Source organism: Nonomuraea sp. NPDC005501 (genome assembly GCF_040605905.1).
GTDB lineage: Bacteria > Actinomycetota > Actinomycetes > Streptosporangiales > Streptosporangiaceae > Nonomuraea.
In genome coordinates this window covers 13516-32414 of sequence record NZ_JBEXDT010000099.1, presented here as the reverse complement: position 1 = coordinate 32414, position 18899 = coordinate 13516, and the positions used below count along the sequence as shown (strand labels likewise).

Genomic DNA, 18899 nt, shown 5'->3' with positions numbered 1-18899 from the left:
GTGACGGACTGTGGCATCGAAGGACGCGGAGGGTGCACCGCGCGGGCGCGGTGGCACGTCCATCCTTCCGCCGCAGCCGAGCAGAAGGGCGGTAGGCTGCGGACACATGATGGTCGGCAAGCGACACTCCGGAGCGAGCAGGCAGGCCGGACCAGCTGCGGTTCCGCTGTTCGCTTTCCAGCCCCCGGTCGGTACCCCGTACGGCCTTGAGGTGAGTACCGTCGAGGACTTCTTCGCCCAGCATGACGACTGGCCGTGGAACCCGCCCCGTCCGGGCCGTGCCACCTTCCACTACCTCATCGCGATCACCGAGGGTGAGCTGCGGCACGACGTCGACCACGTCACGCGGACCGTCGCCCCCGGCCAGTGGCTGTGGGTGCGTCCCGGGCACGTGCAGTGCTGGCATCCGCCCGGCGCGGCCCGCGGCCCGTTCATCCTGTTCAAACCGGACGTGCTGCGGCCCGACCTCTCCCGTCTCCTGGCCCCGCTCACCGCGCACGAGGCCCCTGCCGTGCTCAGCCCGCACCCCGACGACGCCGCCTGGCTCCAGCAGACGGCACTCCAGCTCCTGGACGAACACCGCGCACTGGGGCGGCGCCCCCTCGACATCCACCACGCCCTGCGGCGCAGCCTGCTCGAATCGCTGCTGCTGCGCCTGGCCACCTCCCCGGGCATCGCCCCGATCGGCACGGCCACGGCCGGCACCGGCCGCGCCGACCGGTACGGACGCTTCCTGGACGCCTTGGAGCTGCACTTTCGCGAGCTGCACCAAGCCGTGGACTACGCCGAGTTGCTCGGCTGCTCGGTCCGCACCCTCAGCCGCGCCGCGCGGGACGCCACCGGCAAGGGAGTACGCGAGCTCATCGACGAGCGGCGCCTGCTGGAAGCCCGGCGCCTGCTGGGAGCTGCCCGGTGGGATGCCCGGGCCGTGGCCGTCCACCTCGGCTTCACCGACCTCGCGAACTTCGGCCGCTTCTTCCGCGACCGCACCGGCCTCACCCCGGCCGCCTTCGCGGCCCGCGCAGTGAGGACCGACGCGTGACGGAAACGCGGCGGAGGCCCCTTGCCCGTCAGGAGGCGATGACTCCCGGCGTGGTCAGTCTGTGGTGAAGCTGGACAGCATCGCAGCGGGGTAGCGGCTGCCTGCCGAGCCGTGGGGAAGGATCTCAGTGATGCGGGCCAGATCGGCGGCCGAGAGCTGGACGTCGACGGCGCCGGCGTTCTCCTCAAGGCGCTTGGTGCTGCGGGTGCCGGGAATGGGCGCGATGTCCTCGCCCTGGGCGAGCAGCCAGGCCAGCGCGAGCTGGGCGGTAGTGATGCCCCTGGTGTCGGCCAGATTCTTGAGCTGTTCGATGGCGTGCACGTTGTACGTGTAGTTCTCGCCTTGCCAACGCTCGTCCCAGCTGCGCATGTCGTCCGCGGCGTACTCGCTCGCGGGCTTGACCTGGCCGGCGAGGAAGCCGCGGCCGAGCGGGGAGTAGGGCACCAGGCCGATGCCGAGTTCCCGCAGAACGGGAAGGATCTTCTCCTCCACCTCCCGCTCGAAGAGCGAGTACTCGTACTGGAGCACGGAGACCGGGGTGACGGCGTGGGCGCGGCGAATGTACTGGGGGCCGACGTTGCTCAGGCCGAAGTACTTCACCTTGCCCTCGGCGATCAGTTCGCCGACCACGCCGGCGACCTCCTCGACCGGAACGGCGGGGTCGGAGATGTGCTGGTAGAAGAGGTCGATGTGGTCGCTCTGCAGGTAGCGCAGGCTGTTCTCGGCGACCTTGCGGATGTTTTCCGGGCGGCTGTCGAAGCCGGGGCTGAGCAGCTGGGCGGTCATGTCGAAGCCGAACTTGGTGGCGAGGACCACCTCGTCGCGGAAGTCCTTGACCGCCTCGCCCAGGAGGATCTCGTTGCTGCCGGTACCGGCGCCGTACAGCTCGGCGGTGTCGAAGAAGTCGATCCCGAGTTCGTGGGCGCGGCGGATGGTCGCGATGCCCTCGTCGTCGTTCGAGGCGCCGTAGGCCATGGACATGCCCATGATCCCCAGGCCGAGCGCCGAGACGCGCAGACCCTGAGAGCCCAGATTGCGGTGCTGCATGAGTTCACTCCCTCAGTGGTTCGCCGGCTTCACCCGCAGAGGTCAAACCGAACTGTTCTGTTTGACTCTATGCGCCGATCGCCGGAATGCCAAACCAAACGGTTCGGTGCTCTATCCTGGGGCCATGCCCCAGTCCCGCGACTCCGGCCAGACCGCAGCGCCCGCCGCCGCCGGCGACACCACGCGCGAGCGCGTCCTTGCCGCTGCCATGGAGGAGTTCGCCCGCCACGGCATCGCCGGCGCCCGCGTGGACCGCATCGCCAAACTCGCCAGGACCAGCAAAGAACGCGTCTACGCCTACTTCCGCGGCAAAGATGCGCTCTATGCCGACGTCGCTGCACGGGAGCACGTCGTCATCGCCGAGGCCACCCAGATGGACCCCTCCGACCTCCCTGGCTACGCGGGCCGCCTGTTCGACTACTTCGTCGCCCGTCCGGACCACTACCGCCTGATCACCTGGGGCCGCCTCGAACTGCCGGGCACCACAGCCGCTGCCGACGATCCCGCCCAGGCATTGATCGCCCGCAAAATCGACCAGCTCCGCCAGGCGCAACAGGCTGGACAGCTCGACCCCGCCTGGGACCCGGCCGACGTCCTCGCCCTGGTCAACCAGATCGCCACGACCTGGGCGTCGCAACCCGAACACAGCGAGGCCGCCGCCGCACACGCCGTGGACCCCACCATCGCCGCCCGCCGCGCCGCGGTGGTGACCGCTGTCGAGCGGCTTTTCCCTCGAGCGCGCTGACATCCCCCGGACCGGCGGCGGCCCTTGCCACTCACCAATGGGCGCATCCTGCTGACGAATCAGCGCCCGGGTGGTACGTCCAGGACGACCGGCTCGGCCCGCCCGAGGAAGCACTGATTCCTCAAGAGTCCTCGCTGGACGAGACGATTCAGCGAATCTGCCGCGCATCGGATTGCCCATCCCCGAGCATGACCGGATGCGAACAGCGTGACGACACGTCCCACACATGTCCACGACGTGAATGCCAAGGTCAGGACGTGGATCCAACGAGCGCGGTCGGTAAGACCGATCAGCGCCAGACCTCGGCGGCCGTAAGCCTCACGCGCGGCTCTGGCGACGCTGGTCCTGCCGGACCCTGAGTCCTCCGGCCCCCGGACCCCTTAGTTCTCACATGGCGATTGTTGCGGCCGTGTTTCGCTCGTTACCCATGTGTGCGCTTTGTTACAGGCGTGCGACACACGTAACCGGAGCACCGCCACGGACCGTCAGAGTGCGTAACCCGCCCTTCCTAGGCTCGCAGCCAGAAAGACCGAGCGTAGGAGGAGATGATGGCGCGGTGGCTCGCCGAATGGCACCCCGATGACGAGACCTTCTGGGAGACCAGAGGGAAGAGGATCGCACGGCGGAACCTCATCTTCTCGATCTTCGCCGAGCATCTCGGCTTCACCGTGTGGACGCTCTGGAGCATCGTGGCGACCAGGATGGGCGTCTACGACTTCTCCACCGACCAGCTCTTCTGGCTGGTGGCGCTGCCGAACCTGATCGGTTCGGCGCTGCGGGTGCCCTACACGTTCGGCCCGGCCAGGTTCGGCGGGCGTACCTTCACCACCTTCAGCGCGCTCATGCTGCTCATCCCGGCGGTGCTCCTCGGGGTGGCGGTGAACAACCCGGGCACGCCGTACTGGCTGTTCCTGGTGATCGCGGCGCTGGCCGGGGTCGGCGGCGGCAACTTCGCCTCCAGCATGGCCAACATCACCTACTTCTACCCCCGCTCCAAGCAGGGCGTCGCCCTCGGCCTCAACGCGGCCGGCGGCAACATCGGCGTCAGCTCCGTGCAGCTCGTCATGCCGCTGGTGATCGGCGGGCTCGGGCTGGCCGCGGCCGGCTGGTTCTGGGTGCCGTTCATCCTGGTGGCCGCCGGCTGCGCCTGGTTCTTCATGGACAACCTGAGCACCGCCAAGGCCAGCCCCCGCGAGCAGCTCGCCGTCGCCGGACGGGCGCAGACCTGGATCATGTCGTTCCTCTACATCGGCACGTTCGGCTCGTTCATCGGCTACTCGACGGCGTTCCCGCTGCTGGCCAAGAGCCTGTTCCCGGACTCCCCGTGGGCGGCGGTGGCCTTCGCCGGGCCGCTGGTCGGCTCCCTCATCCGGCCCGTCGGCGGCTGGCTGGCCGACCGCCTCGGCGGCGCTCCGGTCACGCTGTGGAACTTCGCCGGCATGGGCGTGGGCGTCACGCTGGTCTGGCTCGCCGTCGACTCGGGCGCGTTCTGGCCGTTCTTCCTGGCCTTCCAGACGCTGTTCATCACCGCGGGCATCGGCAACGGCTCGACGTACCGGATGATCCCCGCGATCTTCCAGGCCAAGGCGGTCGCCGAGCGCGGCGAGGGCGAGGAGGCTCTCCTGTACGGCAAGCGGCAGGCGTCGGCGGCGATCGGCATCATCTCCGCGGTCGGCGCGCTCGGCGGGTTCCTCATCAACCGGGCGTTCGGCATGTCGTTCGCGCAGACCGGCAGCCCGGCGACGGCACTGGCCGCCTTCGGCGCCTTCTACGTGTCCTGCTTCGTCCTGACCTGGTGGTGCTACACCCGGACCGTCGGCGTCTCGCGCGTCGCCAGCCTCGCCCACGCCAGGGTCTGAGACATGATCGAGCTTCCCGTGCTGAGCCACTGCCCGTACTGCGCCCTGCAGTGCGGGATGGCGATCACCGCCGAGGCGGTGATCAGTCCCAGGACCGACATCCCGGCCAACGCCGGCGGCGCCCTGTGCCAGAAGGGGTGGACCGCGGCCGAGCTGCTCACCGGCGGCGAGCGCCTGACCAGCCCGCTGCTGCACGGCAGGCCCGTCTCGTGGGAGACCGCCCTCGACCACGTGGCCGGCCGGCTCTCCGAGATCCGCGCCGAGCACGGCCCCGACGGCGTGGCCGTGTTCGGCGGCGGCGGGCTGACCAACGAGAAGGCCTACCAGCTCGGCAAGTTCGCCCGGGTGGTGCTGGGCACCAGTCAGATCGACTACAACGGCCGCTTCTGCATGTCGTCGGCCGCGGCCGCCTCCAACCGGGCGTTCGGCATGGACCGCGGGATGCCGTTCCCGATCACGGACCTCGCGCAGGCCGACGTCGTGCTGCTGGCCGGCGGCAACGTGGCCGAGACCATGCCGCCGTTCGTCCGGCACCTGGACGGGCCGCGGCTCATCGTCATCGACCCGCGCCGCACGGCGACCGCCAAGCTCGCCTGGCTGCACCTGCAGCCCACCCCCGGCACCGACCTCGCGCTGGCGCTCGGCCTGCTGCACCTGGCCATCGCCGACGGGCTCGTGGACGAGGAGTACGTCGCCGCCCGCACCTCCGGCTTCGAGGCGGTGCGCACCTCGCTCTCCTCCTGGTGGCCGGAGCGGGTCGAGCGGATCACCGGCGTGCCGGTGCCCCGCATGCGGCAGGCCGTCCGGGCGCTGGCCTCGGCGCAGCGGGGCGTCGTGCTCACCGGCCGCGGCGCCGAGCAGCACGCCAAGGGCACCGACACCGTCACCGCGTTCATCAACCTGGCGCTCGCGCTGGGCCTGCCCGGCCGGCCCGGCTCCGGGTACGGCTGCCTGACCGGGCAGGGCAACGGCCAGGGCGGCCGCGAGCACGGCCAGAAGGCCGACCAGCTCCCCGGCTACCGCAAGATCGACGACCCGGCGGCCCGCGAGCACGTCGCCCGCGTGTGGGGGGTGTCCCCCGAGGACCTGCCCGGCGCCGGCCGCTCGGCCTACGAGCTGCTGGACGCGCTCGGCACCCCGGAGGGGCCGCGGGCGCTGCTGCTGTTCGGCTCCAACCCGGTGGTGTCGGCGCCCCGCTCCGGGCACGTCACCGACCGGCTGCGCGCCCTCGACCTGCTGGTGGTGGCCGACGTCGTGCTGTCGGAGACCGCCGCCATGGCCGACGTCGTCTTCCCCGTCACGCAGTGGGCGGAGGAGACCGGCACCATGACGAACCTGGAGGGCCGGGTGCTGCTGCGCCGCCAGGCCGTCGCCCCGCCCGACGGGGTCCGCAGCGACCTGGAGCTCCTGCAGGGCCTGGCCAAGCGGTTCGGCCACGCCTACTCCGCCGATCCGCGCGAGGTGTTCGACGAGCTGCGCCGGGCCAGCGCGGGCGGGATCGCCGACTACGCGGGCATCACGTACGAGCGGATCGAGCGGGAGAAGGGCGTCTTCTGGCCCTGCCCCACCCCCGAGCACCCGGGCACGCCGCGGCCGTTCCTCGACCGGTTCGCCACCCCGGACGGCCGGGCCCGGTTCGTCGCGGTCGAGCACCGCCCCGCCGCCGAGGAGATCGACGAGGACTACCCCCTCTACCTCACGACCGGCCGCGTGCTCGCCCAGTACCAGAGCGGCGCCCAGACCCGGCGCATCGCCCCGCTGGCCGAGGCGGCGCCCGAGCCCTTCGTGGAGCTCCACCCGGACCTCGCCGGCGAGCTGGAGATCAGCGCGGGAGACATGGTGCGGGTCAGCAGCCGGCGGGGCGACAGCCAGGCAGTGGTCAGGATCAGCGACGCGATCAGGCGCGACACGGTGTTCATGCCGTTCCACTGGGAGGGCGCCAACCGCCTGACCAACCCCGCGCTCGATCCCGTCTCCCGGATGCCTGAGTTCAAGGTGTGCGCCGTCAAAGTGGAGAGGGTCGCATGAGACTCGTCGTCGTAGGGAACGGCATGGCCGGCTCACGCCTGGTCAGCGAGGTGCGGGCACGTGACCCGCACATCACGGTCACGGTGCTCGGCGCCGAGACGTCCCAGCCGTACAACAGGGTGCTGCTGTCCAACGTGCTCGCCGGGACCACCCGGCCCGACCAGGTGCGCCTGGTGGACCCGGCGTGGTACGCCGCGCACCGGGTGGAGGCGGCGTTCGGCAGCGCCGTCACGTGCCTCGACCGGGACACCCGCTCGGTGATCACCGAGGACGGGCGCCGCGTGCCGTACGACGTGCTCGTGCTGGCCACCGGCAGCGAGGCGATCGTGCCCCGGCTGCCCGGCGTGGAGCGGGCGATCCCGTTCCGCACGCTGGACGACTGCGGGCGCATCCTGAAGGCCGCCGAGCACAGCCGGCGCGCCGTGGTCATCGGCGGCGGGCTGCTCGGCATCGAGGCCGCCCGCGGCCTGGCGGGGCGTGGCCTGCCCGTGACGCTGCTGCACCTGGCCGGCCACCTCATGGAGCGCCAGCTCGACGTGGAGGCCGGGCAGGTGCTCGGCGAGACGCTGGCCGGGCTGGGCGTGGACATCCGCACCGGCGTGAGCGCCGAGGCGGTGCGAGAGGACGGCGTCGCCCTGGCCGGCGGCGAGCTGGTCGAGGGCGACCTCGTGGTCCTGGCCTGCGGCGTCCGCCCGGTCACGGGCCTGGCCGCCGACGCCGGGCTGGAGGTGCGGCGCGGCGTCGTCGTGGACGACGAGATGCGCACCGACGACCCGTCGATCTTCGCCATCGGCGAGTGCGCCGAGCACGACGGCACCGTGTACGGCCTGGTGGCGCCCGCCTGGGAGCAGGCCACGGTGGCGGCCGACGTCATCACCGGCGGCAAGGCCCTCTACCGCGGCTCGCGGCTGGTGACCCGGCTGAAGGCCAAGAGCGTGGAGCTGGCCGCGATGGGCGAGACGCAGCTCACCGAGGAGCACGCCGAGGTGGTGCGCTTCAGCCACCGGGCCCGCGGCACCTACCGCAAGCTCGTCATCCGTGACGGGCGGCTGGTGGGCGCGATCCTGCTGGGCGAGAGCGACGCGGTCGGGACGGTGACGCAGCTCTTCGACCGGGGCGGCGCCCTGCCGGGCGACCGGGCGGGGCTGCTGTTCCCCGGCCTGTCGTCGGCGGCGCACGTGGCCGACAGCCCGACGCTGATGCCGGACGCGGCCAAGGTGTGCCAGTGCAACAACGTGACCAAGGGCCAGATCCGGGCGTGCTGGGAAGCCGGCGCGCGGGACGTGGCCGGGATAGCGGCGGCGACGAGGGCCACGACCGGCTGCGGCACCTGCCGCGACGCGGTCGAGGGCATCGTCGGCTGGCTGTGTGAGCAGGAAGGGGTTTCGGCATGACCGGAGTCGTCGTCGCGGGATACGGGCCCACCGCCCACCGGTTCGTCGAGGCGCTGCGCGAGCGGGGCTTCGACGGCCGGATCACGGTCATCGGCGAGGAGCCCCGCCCGGCCTACGACCGGGTGGCGCTGACCTCGTACCTGACCGGGACGAGCATGGAGGAGCTCACCTACGAGGTGCCCGAGGGGGTCGAGACCCGCCTGGGGACCCGCGTCACCGAAATCGACCGGGAGGCGCGCGTGGTCACCACGGCCGACGGCGCGACCGTTCCGTACGAGGTGCTGGTGCTGGCCACCGGGTCGGCGCCGTTCGTGCCGCCGGTGCCGGGCGCGGAGCACGCCTTCGTCTACCGCACCATCGACGACCTCGACGCGATCCGCGAGGCGTCGGAGGGGGCGTCGGAGGGCGTGGTCGTCGGCGGCGGTCTGCTCGGCCTGGAGGCGGCCGACGCGCTGCGCGGCCTCGGCCTGCGCACGCACATCGTCGAGATGAGCCCGTGGCTGATGCCGCGCCAGGTGGACGAGGGCGGCGGCTCGGTGCTGAAGGGGCACATCGAGGGGCTGGGGCTGAGCGTCCACGCCGGGGCGGGCGTCCAGGAGATCGTCACCGACGCCGGCGGGCGGGTCACCGGCCTGCGCAAGCCCGACGGCACGCTGCTCGACGCGCAGATCGTCGTCTTCTCGGCGGGGATCAGGCCGCGCGACGAGCTGGCCCGCGCCAGCGGGCTCGACGTGGGCGAGCGCGGCGGCATCGTGGTCGACGAGGGCATGCGCACCTCCGACCCGGCCATCTACGCGATCGGCGAGTGCGCGCTGGCCGGCGGCCAGGTGTACGGCCTGGTCGGGCCGTGCAACACGATGGCCGAGGTGGCCGCCGACCGCGTGCTCGGCGGGACGGCCGGCTTCGAGGGGGCCGACCTGTCGACCAAGCTCAAGCTGCTGGGCGTCGAGGTGGCGCAGTTCGGCGCGATGAGCGGAGCGCTCGACGTCACCTACATGGACCCGGTGGGCGGCGTCTACAAGAAGCTGTTCATCAGCGACGACGCGCGGACGCTGCTCGGCGGCATCTGCGTCGGCGACGCCTCGCCGTACGCGACGCTGCGGCCGTTCGTCGGCAAGGCCCTGCCCGCCGCGCCCGCCGACCTGCTGTTCACCGGGGCGGGGGCGGCCGGGCTCGACCTGCCCGACGACGCGCAGGTCTGCTCCTGCAACAACGTGAGCGCGGGCGCGGTCCGCATGGCCATCGCCGACAAGGGCGTGACCGACGTCCCCGGCGTCAAGGCGTGCACCCGGGCCGGCACCACGTGCGGAAGCTGCGTGCCGATGCTCAAGCAGCTCCTGGAGAAGTCGGGCGTCGAGATCAGCAAGGCCTTGTGCGAGCACTTCACGTACTCGCGGGCCGAGCTGTTCGACATCATCCGCGTGCGCGGCGTCACGACGTTCTCCGAGCTGATCGCCAACCACGGGACCGGGCGCGGCTGCGACATCTGCAAGCCCACGGTGGCCTCCATCCTGGCCTCGCTGCACAACGGGCACGTGCTGGAGGGCGAGCGGGCGGCGCTGCAGGACACCAACGACGCGTATCTGGCCAACATCCAGAAGAACGGCACCTACTCGGTCGTGCCGCGCATCCCGGGCGGCGAGATCACGCCGGACAAGCTCATCGTGATCGGTGAGGTGGCCCGCGACTTCGGCCTCTACACCAAGATCACCGGCGGGCAGCGGATCGACCTGTTCGGCGCCCGCGTGGAGCAGCTCCCGGAAATCTGGAAGCGGCTCGTCGACGCCGGGTTCGAGTCGGGCCACGCGTACGGCAAGGCGCTGCGCACGGTCAAGTCGTGCGTCGGCTCCACCTGGTGCCGCTACGGCGTACAGGACTCGGTGGGCCTGGCCATCGCCCTGGAACTGCGCTACCGCGGCCTGCGGGCGCCGCACAAGCTGAAGTCGGCGGTGTCGGGCTGCGCCCGCGAGTGCGCCGAGGCCCGCTCGAAGGACTTCGGCATCATCGCCACCGAGCAGGGCTGGAACCTGTACGTCGGCGGCAACGGCGGCTTCAAGCCCCGCCACGCCGACCTGTTCGCCTCCGACCTGTCCACCGACGAGCTGATCAGGACCATCGACCGGTTCGTCATGTACTACATCCGCACGGCCGACCGGCTCCAGCGCACCGCCGCCTGGGTCGAGTCCATCGAGGGCGGTCTCGACCACGTCCGCGACGTGATCGTGAACGACTCGCTGGGGCTGTGCGCCGAGCTGGACGCCCAGATGGCGCACCACGTGACCACGTACCAGGACGAGTGGCGCGCCACCATCGAGGACCCGGAGAAGCTGAGCCGTTTCGTCAGCTTCGTCAACGCCCCCGGCGTCCCCGACCCCTCGATCGTCTTCGACCGCGAACGTGACCAGATCAAGCCGATGGTGGTGACCCCGTGACTGTTCTCATGAGCTGGACGACCGTGTGCGACTACCCCGTACTGCTGCCGGAGCGCGGCGTGTGCGCTCTGGTGGACGGCGAGCAGGTGGCCCTCTTCCGTACCTTCGACGGCGCCGTGTACGCGATCGGCAACCGCGACCCGTTCAGCGGCGCCTGCGTGCTCTCCCGGGGCATCGTCGGCACGCGGGGCGGCGAGCCGACGGTGGCCTCTCCGCTGCACAAGCAGGTGTTCTCCCTCGTCACCGGCCTCTGCCTGGACGAGCCGGGCGTCGCGGTGCCGACGTACCCGGCCCGGGTGGTGGACGGCCGGGTGGAGGTCGGCGCGCGGGCCGGCCTGCCGGAGCAGACCGGCCCGCTCAAGGTGCTGGAGGCGGCGTCAGGGCGCGCTCTCGTTGACGCACCGTAGGACGGGGTGGCCGGTCAGGTCGCCGGGGTTCAGCTCCTGACCGGTCGCCACGGTGAACGTGGCCGACTCCCCCGGCAGCAGGGTGACGAGCATGTCGTCCACCGAGGCGGCGGGGTCCAGCCGGTCGGGGAACAGCGCGAGCTCGCGCAGCACCGTCCGGGCGGTGACCGTGACCCGGTAGCCGCCCTCGACCGGCTCGGCGCGCGCCTCGTAGGCGGCCGGCGGGAAGTCGACGGCGGTGTCCTCGGCGAAGAACGCCACGGTGCGCGCCTCCCCGAGCCGGGCGACCAGCAGCTCGCGCCGCGGGTCGCCGGGAACCGCCACGGGCGGGGGCAGCGGGATCCGCGCGGCCGAGCGGGGCGCCACCTCCACCGGGACGGACTCCTTGGCCAGCGGCTCGCCGCCGAGACCGTGCCGTACGAGCAGCAGCTCGCCCCGCCAGGGCCGGTCCGTGTCGTTGACGACGGCGGCCTCGCCGTCCCGCAGGGCCAGCAGCCGGTCGCCGTAGACGCGGCGCAGCGCGTACCACAGGGGCTTGCGCCGGCCGTCGCCGTCCACCGCGGCCCAGGAGGTGACCGGCCAGCAGTCGTTGAGCTGCCAGAGGATCGTGCCGGAGCAGTGCGGGGCGAGCGCGCGGAACCGCTCGATGCCGTAGGCGACGGCCCGTGCCTGGTTGAGCTGGGTGAGGTAGTGCCAGGCGTCGAACGTGGCGGGCCGCGGCAGGTGGTCGCCGAGGCCGCGCAGCAGCTTGCCGTTGCCGTCGTCGGCCTTCTGGTGGTGCAGGACGAGCGGGGCGTCGGGGGTCAGCTCGCCGCCGATGGCGCGGCGCATGGTCGCGTACGCCGCCGGACCCTGGAAGCCGAACTCGGCGACGAAGCGCGGGGTGTAGGCGGCGTAGCGGGTGTAGTCCTCGCGGTTCCACACGTCCCAGATGTGGATGGTGCCGGCCGCCGGGTCGTTGGGCGGCAGCTCGGGCGACCCCGAGTAGGGGCTGCCCGGCCAGTACGGGCGGCCGGGGTCGAGCTCGGCGACGATCGACGGCAGCAGGTCGTGGTAGAAGCCGGCCCCCCAGGTACGGCCCTCCAGGCGCTCGGGCCAGCCCCAGTCGGCGTGGCCCTCCAGGTTCTCGTTGTTGCCGCACCACAGGACGAGGCTGGGGTGGGGGGCCAGGCGGGTGACGTTCTCGCGGGCCTCGGCCTCCACCTCGGTGCGGAACGGCTCCTCCTCCGGGTAGGAGGCGCAGGCGAACGGGAAGTCCTGCCACACCATGAGGCCCAGCTCGCCGGCCAGGTCGTAGAAGTCCTCGCTCTCGTACAGGCCGCCGCCCCAGACGCGCAGCAGGTTGACCCCGGCGCCGGTGGCCTGCGCGAACCGCCCGGCCAGGCGGTCGCGGGTGACGCGGGCGGGGAAGCAGTCGTCGGGGATCCAGTTGACGCCGCGCACGAACACCGGCACGCCGTTGACGGACAGCCGGAACGCCTCCCGTTCGAGCTCGACGGTCCGGAACCCGATCTTCCGCCGCCACTCCCCGGCGTCCCGCCCGGACGCGTCGCCCAGGCGGACGGTCAGGTCGTAGCGGTGCTGCGCGCCGTGGCCGCGCGGCCACCACAGCAGCGGCTCGGCCACCGGCACGCGCACGACGGCGCGGCGCCGCCCGGCGGGGACGGGGACCTCCACGGTGGTCCCGGCGACCTCGGCGGTCACCACCAGCGGCGCCTCCGTGGCCCGCTCGACCCGGACGTGGACCTCCACCTCGCCGTGCTCGCCCCGCTCCCCGCGCTCCCCCGAAGGGGTGACGCGGACGACGGGGCGGACCTCGGCCAGGCGGGCGCCGCTCCAGCTCTCCAGCCCGACGGGCCGCCAGATGCCGGCCGTCACGAGGGCCGGGCCCCAGTCCCAGCCGAAGTTGCAGGCGGCCTTGCGGACGAACGGGTACGGCGCCTCGTATGCGCCGGGCCGCTCGCCCAGGGCGGCCCGCCACGCCTCGGCGTAGGCGGGGGCCGGGTCGAAGCGGACCTCCAGCGTGTTGGCGCCCTCGCGCAGCAGGTGCCGCACCGGGAAGCGGTAGGAGCGGTGCTGGTTGGCGGTGGCGCCGAGACGGACCCCGTTGAGGGTGACGGTGGCGACGGTGTCCAGCCCCTCGCAGACCAGGTCGGTGCGGTCGTGCCCGTCCGGGGCCCAGGTGAACGTGGTGGCGTAGGTCCAGGCGGTGTCGCCGATCCAGCCGAGGCGGTTCTCGTTGTCGTCGAGGTAGGGGTCGTCGATGAGGCCCGCGGCCAGCAGGTCCGTGTGGACGCAGCCGGGCACGGTGGCGGGTACGGCTCCGGCGCCGGAGACCGCCGGAGGGAGGGAGCCGCCGGTGAGGGCGGGACGCAGGGTCCAGCCGTCGGACAGCGGGTGGTACGCGGTCAAGAAAGGTCTCCTTGGCAGTCGCTGAGCCGGGCGCAGGCCACGAAGTGGCCCGGCGTGGCCTCCGCCAGGCCGCCCGTGGCGCCCTTCTCGTGGTAGAGGCAGGATCGCACCTCGGGCGCGTCCTCCCAGGGGGCGTGCAGCCGGGGCACGGCCGACAGCAGCCGGCGGGTGTAGGGGTGGAGGGGGTCGCCGAACACCTGCTCGGTCGGGCCCCGCTCGACGACCGAGCCGCGCCACAGCACGACGGTCCGCTCGGCGAGGTAGGTGCCGAGGGCGAGGTCGTGCGTGACGTACAGCACGGCCAGGCCGCGGGCCTTGAGGTCGGCCAGCAGGTTGAGCACGTCGACGCGGGTGGACGCGTCGAGCATGCTGGTGATCTCGTCGGCGACGAGCAGCTTGAGGTCCAGCAGCAGCGCGCGGGCGATGAGCATGCGCTGGAGCTGGCCGCCGCTGAGCTGGTGGGGGTACTTGCCGAGGACCTCCCCGGGGTTGAGCCGGACGTCGCGCACGGCCGAGCGGACCCGTTCGGCCCACTCGTCCTCGGGCACGGCCGGATGGTACGTCTCCTTGATCAGCCGGAACACCCGGTCGGCCTTGAAGACCGGGTTGTAGCAGCTGAACGGGTCCTGGAAGACCCCCTGCACGGACCGGTAGTAGTCGCGGCCGGGCGTGACGGGGGTCCCGGCGACGGTGATGGCGCCGCCGGTGACGGAGGTGAGGCCGAGGATCATGCGGCCGATCGTGGACTTGCCGCTGCCGCTCTCGCCGATCAGCGAGACCACCTCGCCGGCCTGGACGTCGAAGCTGACGCGGTCCACGGCGGTCACCGCCTTCCCGCCGAGGGCACCGACCTTGTAGACCTTGGTGACGTTGTCGAGTGTGAGCATCAGGCCTTCCAGCAGGCCACGTGGTGGCCGGGTTCGACCTCGACGACCGGCGGCTGCTCGGCGCAGCCGTCGTCGGCGAGGGGGCAGCGGTCGCGGAAACGGCAGCCGGGCGGCGGGTCGAGCAGGGAGGGCGGGCTGCCGGCGATGCCGGTCAGCCGCCTGCCGGCGTGGCGGGCGCCCACCTCGGGCAGCGCGTCGATGAGCAGCCGGGTGTACGGGTGGCGCGGCTGCGCGATCATCACCTTGGCCGGCGCCTTCTCGGCGATCCTGCCCGCGTACATCACCATGATCGTGTCGGCGATGTGCGAGGTGAGCGCGAGGTCGTGGGTGATGAAGAGCATGCTGCCGACGTGGCCGCCGTCGCGGAAGCCGAGCAGCGCCCGCGCGACGGCCTTCTGGGTGGAGACGTCGAGCGCGGAGGTGATCTCGTCGGCGACCAGCAGCGACGGGTCGAGCAGGGTCGAGACGACCATGACGACGCGCTGCTTCATGCCGCCGGACAGCTCGATCGGGTAGCGGTCGAGCACCTCGCGCGGCAGCCCGACCAGGTCGAGGCGCGACTCCAGCCGCTCCCGGTCGAGGGTCTCGCCGCGGGAGCGCAGCAACTCGGCGACCATGCGGCCGATCTTGCGGGTGGGGTTGAGCGCGCTCATCGAGTACTGCGGGATGAGCGACACCTCGCGGAAGCGGAAGGCGTTCATGGCCCGGTCGTCGCCGATGGGCAGCTCCCGGCCGTCCAGCTCGACCGTGCCTCCGGCGTGGCGCATGCGGCTGTCCAGCCGGATGAGGCTCTTGCCCAGCGTGGTCTTGCCGCAGCCGGACTCGCCGGCCAGGCCGAGGATCTCCCCGTCGGCCACGGAGAACGACACGCCGTCGAGGGCCCGTACCTCGCCCCGGAGGGTCTGGTAGAAGACCCGCAGGTCGGTGACCGTCAGGCTCATGTCGTCCTCAGCTTCGGGTTGAAGACCTCGTCGAGGCCGACGTTGGCGACGTACAGGGCGCCGACGACGGCGGTGATCGCCGCGCCGGGCGGCACGAACCACCACCACAGGCCGAGCTGCAGGGCGCTCCACTGGGTGGCGTTCTGCAGCATCAGCCCGAGCGAGACGCCCTCGGTGGGGCCGAGGCCGATGAAGTCGAGCGAGGAGGCGATGAGGATGGAGCCGCCGAACAGCAGGATGAACGTCATGAACAGGTAGGAGCTCATGTTCGGCGCGATCTCCCGCGCGATGATCCGGCCCGTGCGGAGCCCGCTGAGCCGGGCCAGGTCCACGAAGTCCCGGGTACGCAGGGAGAACGTCTGCGCCCGGATCGCGCGGGCCGCCCACGGCCAGGAGGTGAGCCCGATGAACAGGGCCTGCACGGCGACGCTGCGGATGCCGAGGTAGGCGTTGATGATGAGCAGCACCGCGAGCGTCGGGATGACCAGCACGACGTTGGTGAGCATGGTCAGCGCCTCGTCCAGCAGCCCGCCCCGGTAGCCGGCGGCGAAGCCGACGACCATCGCGATCACCGCGGCGATGCCGCCGCCGAGCGCCCCGACCGCGAAGGTGGTGCGCAGGCCGTGGACGAACTGGGTGAAGACGTCCTGGCCGAAGGTGGTGGTGCCGAACCAGTGCTCCGACGAGGGCGGCAGCATGGGCGCGGCGACGTACTCGTTCGGCGGGGCCGAGCCCAGCAGGAGCGGCCCGAGCAGGCCGGCCAGCAGCAGCACCAGCACGACGGTGAAGCCGGCGACGAGCTTGCCGTTGCGGACGGCGAAGTGCAGGGCCTCGCGCCGCACCACGCGCGGCTCGGGCCCGGTCTCGGTGAGGGTCGCCGTCATGCCCGCGCACCCGCCATCCCGGCGCGGGTACGGGGATCGACGACGACGTACACGATGTCGATGACGAAGTTGGCCACGAGCACCCCGATCACGATGAACATGAACGTGCCCTGCAGGAGGAAGAAGTCGTGGTTCTGGATGGCCTTGAGGATGAGGCTGCCCAGCCCGGGATAGGAGAAGACGATCTCGGTGACGAGCGCGCCGGCCACGAGCACGCCGAGCTGCAGGGCCAGCCCGGTGATCTGCGGCAGTACGGCGTTGCGGAAGGCGTAGCGGCGGATCAGCCGGGCGGGGGCGCCGAGCGCGGCCAGGTAGGACGCGTAGTCGGACTCCAGCTCGTAGATGATCATGTTGCGCATGCCGATCGCCCAGCCGCCGAGCGCGACGAGGAACAGCGACAGGAACGGCAGCACCCAGTGGTGCAGCAGGTCGAGCAGGAAGCCGGCGGTCAGGGTCGGCTGGAGGGAGAAGCTGTAGCCGCCGGCCACGGGGAACCAGCCGGCGACGACGCCGAACCCCCAGGCGAGGATCACGGCCAGCCACATGTACGGCGTGGCCGTCAGCACGTACCCGAGGGGCAGGACGGTGTTGTCGAGCAGCCGGCGCCGAGCCGCGAAGGCGCCGAGCCGGTTGCCGGCGACCCAGCTCAGCAGCACGGCCGGCACCATCAGCCCCAGCGTGTACGGCACGGCGCGCAGGATGACCGTGCTGACCGGGGTGGGGAACAGCCAGATGCTGATGCCGAAGTCGCCACGGAGCAGGGTGCCCCAGAAGCTCGCGTACTGCTGCCACAACGGCCGGTCCAGGCCGAACAGGTCGGTGTAGTAGACCCGCATGGCCTCGACGGCGGCGGGCTGGGAGACGCCGGCGCGGGCCAGCATGCCGGCCACGGGGTCGCCGGGCATGAAGCGCGGGATCATCCAGTTGACGGTGACGGCGACCACGAAGGTCAGCGCGTAGACGAGCAGTTTCCTGCCGAAGTAACGACGCACGTGGGGGCTCCAGAGGCTCCTCCTCCCGAGGGGGAGGAGGAGCGCGGTCGTGGGGAGGCGGCCGTCAGGAGGCGGCGGGCTGGATCTGGGTGAGGGTCTCGAAGCCGCCGAGCTCCAGCCAGTTGTGCCACATGACGGGCGCCGACTTGGGGGCGCCCGGCTTGGCCGACGGCCAGTTCTTCCACACGCTGGTGCTGGACTGGGCCCACAGGCCGTTGTACCAGAGCGGGATGACCGGCAGCTCCTCCAGGTGGATCTTCTGGAGCTGCGAGGTGATCTTCTTCATGCCGGCGACGTCGTCGGTCCTGACCTGGTCGAGCTGCTGCACGAGCTGCCAGGCCTGCTTGTTCTCGTACCGGCCGAAGTTGACGGTGTTCTGCGTCTTCTGGACGGGGAGCTGGAAGATGTAGTCGTAGTAGGTCCACGGCGTGTTGGACAGTTGCCGCTCGTTGTTGAGCAGCAGGTCGAAGTCGCCCTTGCCGCGCTTCTCCACCAGGGCGTTGAAGTCGGGGAAGTCGGGGGTGACCTCGATGCCGGCGGCCTTGGCGCTGGTGGAGATGGCCCGGGCGGCCTCCATCCAGTCGGTCCAGCCGGTGGGCACGATGAGGGTCAGCTTGATCTTGGAGCCGTCCTTGTTCTCCACCAGCCCGTCGCCGTCGCGGTCGCGGTAGCCGGCGTCGGCGAGCGTCTTCCTGGCCTTGGCGGTGTCGAAGGTGAAGCCGCTCTGGCTCACCACGGACTGGTCCACGAACTGCTCCCACTGCGGCAGCAGCCCGGTCGGGCCGGCGGCCTTCACCAGGTTGCCGTACACGCCCTCGACGATCTTCTTGGTGTCGACGGAGGTGGCGAGAGCCCTGCGGAAGGCTGGGTCGTCCATGGGCTTCTTGCGGGTGTTGGGCACCAGCCAGGCGGTGTTGGCCGACAGCATGTACGGCGGCTGGTCGTAGTAGGTGACGAGGCCGAAGTTACCCTTGACCAGGTTGGCCACGCCGGGCAGGAAGTTGTTGCTCAGGTCGAGGCCCTTCTGCAGCAGCATGCCCATGGCCACCTCGTTGCTGGGCGAGACCACGTCGACGATGTAGCGGGGCTTGGGCTCCACGTTGAGAGCGCTCTTGCCCCACCAGTCGTCGCGCCGCACCCAGACGACGCGGTCCTGGTCGTGGCTCTGGTAGCGGTAGGCGCCGGTGCCGACGGGATCGTTGTTGACGCCGTTGAGGACGTCCTCCTCCGACCGGCCGGACCACAGGTGCTCGGGCACGATCGCGCGGCTGTAGAGGTGGAAGTCCCACTCCTGGTAGTTGGCGGTGGAGAAGGTGAAGCGCACGGTCCGGTCGTCGACGGCCTCGGCGCTCTTCAGCCAGTCCCACAGGTTGTGGTACGGGCTCGTCGCCATCTTGCCGAGCCCGTAGGAGAAGGCGACGTCCTTGGCCGTCAGCGGCTTGCCGTCGGACCACTTCACACCGGAGCGGATCTTGGTCTCGTACACGGTCGGGCTGGTCCAGGAGCCGCTCTCGGCCAGCCAGGGGACGAGCTTGGCGGCGTTCGGGTCGTAGTGGAAGAGCGTCTCGTAGACCAGGCCCTTGGTGCCGGTCGCGTGGTCCCACTCGCGGATGGGGTTGAAGTTGGCGGGCGGCCCCCACTGGGAGCCGGTGGTGTAGAGGGTTTCGTTGCGGGGCAGCGCCCCGGGGTTCCCGGGGTTCGCCGCGGTGGCGCCCTGGGAGCCGGACGTGCCGCCCGTCGGGCCGACCACGGGGCCTCCGCCGGAGCACGCGGCGGAGGCCAGGCCCACCGCCAGGAGCGGAACGAGGATCCGCGCCCGCTTTCGCATC

At 71.6% G+C, this 18899-nt stretch carries 14 protein-coding genes; 7 read left to right on the top strand and 7 right to left on the bottom strand.

Annotation, left to right across the window (positions count from 1 at the left end; genetic code table 11):
* Window positions 1-211: 211 nt before the first annotated feature.
* Window positions 212-1042 carry an AraC family transcriptional regulator gene (locus ABZS51_RS35010; protein ID WP_355450323.1) on the top strand — a complete coding sequence of 277 codons (831 nt, stop codon included), beginning with the start codon at window positions 212-214 and terminating at the stop codon, window positions 1040-1042.
* A gap of 54 nt (window positions 1043-1096) precedes the next feature.
* On the opposite strand, the gene ABZS51_RS35005 is transcribed toward ABZS51_RS35010, so the two are convergent.
* On the bottom strand, window positions 1097-2089 hold the full coding sequence (locus tag ABZS51_RS35005; RefSeq protein WP_355450320.1) for an aldo/keto reductase: 993 nt from the start codon (window positions 2087-2089) through the stop codon (window positions 1097-1099).
* Window positions 2090-2213: 124 nt separating this feature from the next.
* Here ABZS51_RS35005 and ABZS51_RS35000 point away from each other — a divergent pair, with 124 nt between their 5' ends.
* From ABZS51_RS35000 to nirD, 6 genes are all read left to right on the top strand, one after another.
* Window positions 2214-2834, top strand: a complete 621-nt coding sequence (locus ABZS51_RS35000) for a TetR family transcriptional regulator (protein ID WP_355450317.1) — start codon at window positions 2214-2216, stop codon at window positions 2832-2834.
* Between the two features lie 548 nt (window positions 2835-3382).
* Entirely contained in the window at window positions 3383-4693 is a 1311-nt protein-coding gene (locus ABZS51_RS34995) for an MFS transporter (RefSeq protein ID WP_355450314.1), read from the top strand.
* 3 nt (window positions 4694-4696) lie between these two features.
* Complete coding sequence (locus tag ABZS51_RS34990; protein ID WP_355450311.1) at window positions 4697-6721, top strand: molybdopterin-dependent oxidoreductase; 2025 nt, start codon at window positions 4697-4699, stop codon at window positions 6719-6721.
* A complete protein-coding gene (locus ABZS51_RS34985) occupies window positions 6718-8115 on the top strand; it encodes an FAD-dependent oxidoreductase (RefSeq protein ID WP_310712742.1) in 1398 nt (465 codons plus the stop codon). The genes ABZS51_RS34990 and ABZS51_RS34985 overlap by 4 nt, the downstream gene beginning before the upstream one ends.
* Window positions 8112-10547 carry a nitrite reductase large subunit NirB gene (gene nirB, locus ABZS51_RS34980; protein WP_355450307.1) on the top strand — a complete coding sequence of 812 codons (2436 nt, stop codon included), beginning with the start codon at window positions 8112-8114 and terminating at the stop codon, window positions 10545-10547. The genes ABZS51_RS34985 and nirB overlap by 4 nt, the downstream gene beginning before the upstream one ends.
* Window positions 10544-10954 carry a nitrite reductase small subunit NirD gene (gene nirD / locus ABZS51_RS34975; protein ID WP_310712738.1) on the top strand — a complete coding sequence of 137 codons (411 nt, stop codon included), beginning with the start codon at window positions 10544-10546 and terminating at the stop codon, window positions 10952-10954. Before nirB ends, nirD begins: the two co-directional genes overlap by 4 nt.
* On the opposite strand, the gene ABZS51_RS34970 is transcribed toward nirD, so the two are convergent.
* From ABZS51_RS34970 to ABZS51_RS34945, 6 genes are all read right to left on the bottom strand, one after another.
* Window positions 10925-13366: a glycoside hydrolase family 2 protein gene (locus tag ABZS51_RS34970; protein WP_355450303.1), complete on the bottom strand. Its 2442-nt coding sequence runs from the start codon at window positions 13364-13366 to the stop codon at window positions 10925-10927. The genes nirD and ABZS51_RS34970 overlap by 30 nt on opposite strands.
* Window positions 13363-14253, bottom strand: a complete 891-nt coding sequence (locus ABZS51_RS34965; protein WP_355450300.1) for an ATP-binding cassette domain-containing protein — start codon at window positions 14251-14253, stop codon at window positions 13363-13365. The genes ABZS51_RS34970 and ABZS51_RS34965 overlap by 4 nt, the downstream gene beginning before the upstream one ends.
* Window positions 14253-15194 (bottom strand): ABC transporter ATP-binding protein, encoded by a 942-nt coding sequence (locus tag ABZS51_RS34960; protein WP_355450297.1) that lies wholly within the window; start codon window positions 15192-15194, stop codon window positions 14253-14255. The genes ABZS51_RS34965 and ABZS51_RS34960 overlap by 1 nt, the downstream gene beginning before the upstream one ends.
* Entirely contained in the window at window positions 15191-16078 is an 888-nt protein-coding gene (locus ABZS51_RS34955; RefSeq protein ID WP_355450294.1) for an ABC transporter permease, read from the bottom strand. Before ABZS51_RS34955 ends, ABZS51_RS34960 begins: the two co-directional genes overlap by 4 nt.
* Window positions 16075-17070, bottom strand: coding sequence for an ABC transporter permease (locus ABZS51_RS34950; protein WP_310712730.1), 996 nt, complete (start codon window positions 17068-17070; stop codon window positions 16075-16077). The genes ABZS51_RS34955 and ABZS51_RS34950 overlap by 4 nt, the downstream gene beginning before the upstream one ends.
* A 64-nt stretch (window positions 17071-17134) precedes the next feature.
* Entirely contained in the window at window positions 17135-18898 is a 1764-nt protein-coding gene (locus ABZS51_RS34945) for an ABC transporter substrate-binding protein (protein WP_355450291.1), read from the bottom strand.
* Window position 18899 lies beyond the last annotated feature (1 nt).

Excerpts from the sequence above, each read along its gene's own strand:
- ABZS51_RS35005 (WP_355450320.1), bottom strand. The coding sequence starts at position 2,089 with ATGCAGCACCGCAATCTGGGCTCTCAGGGTCTGCGCGTCTCGGCGCTC.
- ABZS51_RS35000 (WP_355450317.1), top strand. The coding sequence starts at position 2,214 with ATGCCCCAGTCCCGCGACTCCGGCCAGACCGCAGCGCCCGCCGCCGCC.
- ABZS51_RS34995 (WP_355450314.1), top strand. The coding sequence starts at position 3,383 with ATGGCGCGGTGGCTCGCCGAATGGCACCCCGATGACGAGACCTTCTGG.
- ABZS51_RS34990 (WP_355450311.1), top strand. The coding sequence starts at position 4,697 with ATGATCGAGCTTCCCGTGCTGAGCCACTGCCCGTACTGCGCCCTGCAG.
- ABZS51_RS34985 (WP_310712742.1), top strand. The coding sequence starts at position 6,718 with ATGAGACTCGTCGTCGTAGGGAACGGCATGGCCGGCTCACGCCTGGTC.
- nirB (WP_355450307.1), top strand. The coding sequence starts at position 8,112 with ATGACCGGAGTCGTCGTCGCGGGATACGGGCCCACCGCCCACCGGTTC.
- ABZS51_RS34965 (WP_355450300.1), bottom strand. The coding sequence starts at position 14,253 with ATGCTCACACTCGACAACGTCACCAAGGTCTACAAGGTCGGTGCCCTC.
- ABZS51_RS34960 (WP_355450297.1), bottom strand. The coding sequence starts at position 15,194 with ATGAGCCTGACGGTCACCGACCTGCGGGTCTTCTACCAGACCCTCCGG.
- ABZS51_RS34955 (WP_355450294.1), bottom strand. The coding sequence starts at position 16,078 with ATGACGGCGACCCTCACCGAGACCGGGCCCGAGCCGCGCGTGGTGCGG.
- ABZS51_RS34945 (WP_355450291.1), bottom strand. The coding sequence starts at position 18,898 with ATGCGAAAGCGGGCGCGGATCCTCGTTCCGCTCCTGGCGGTGGGCCTG.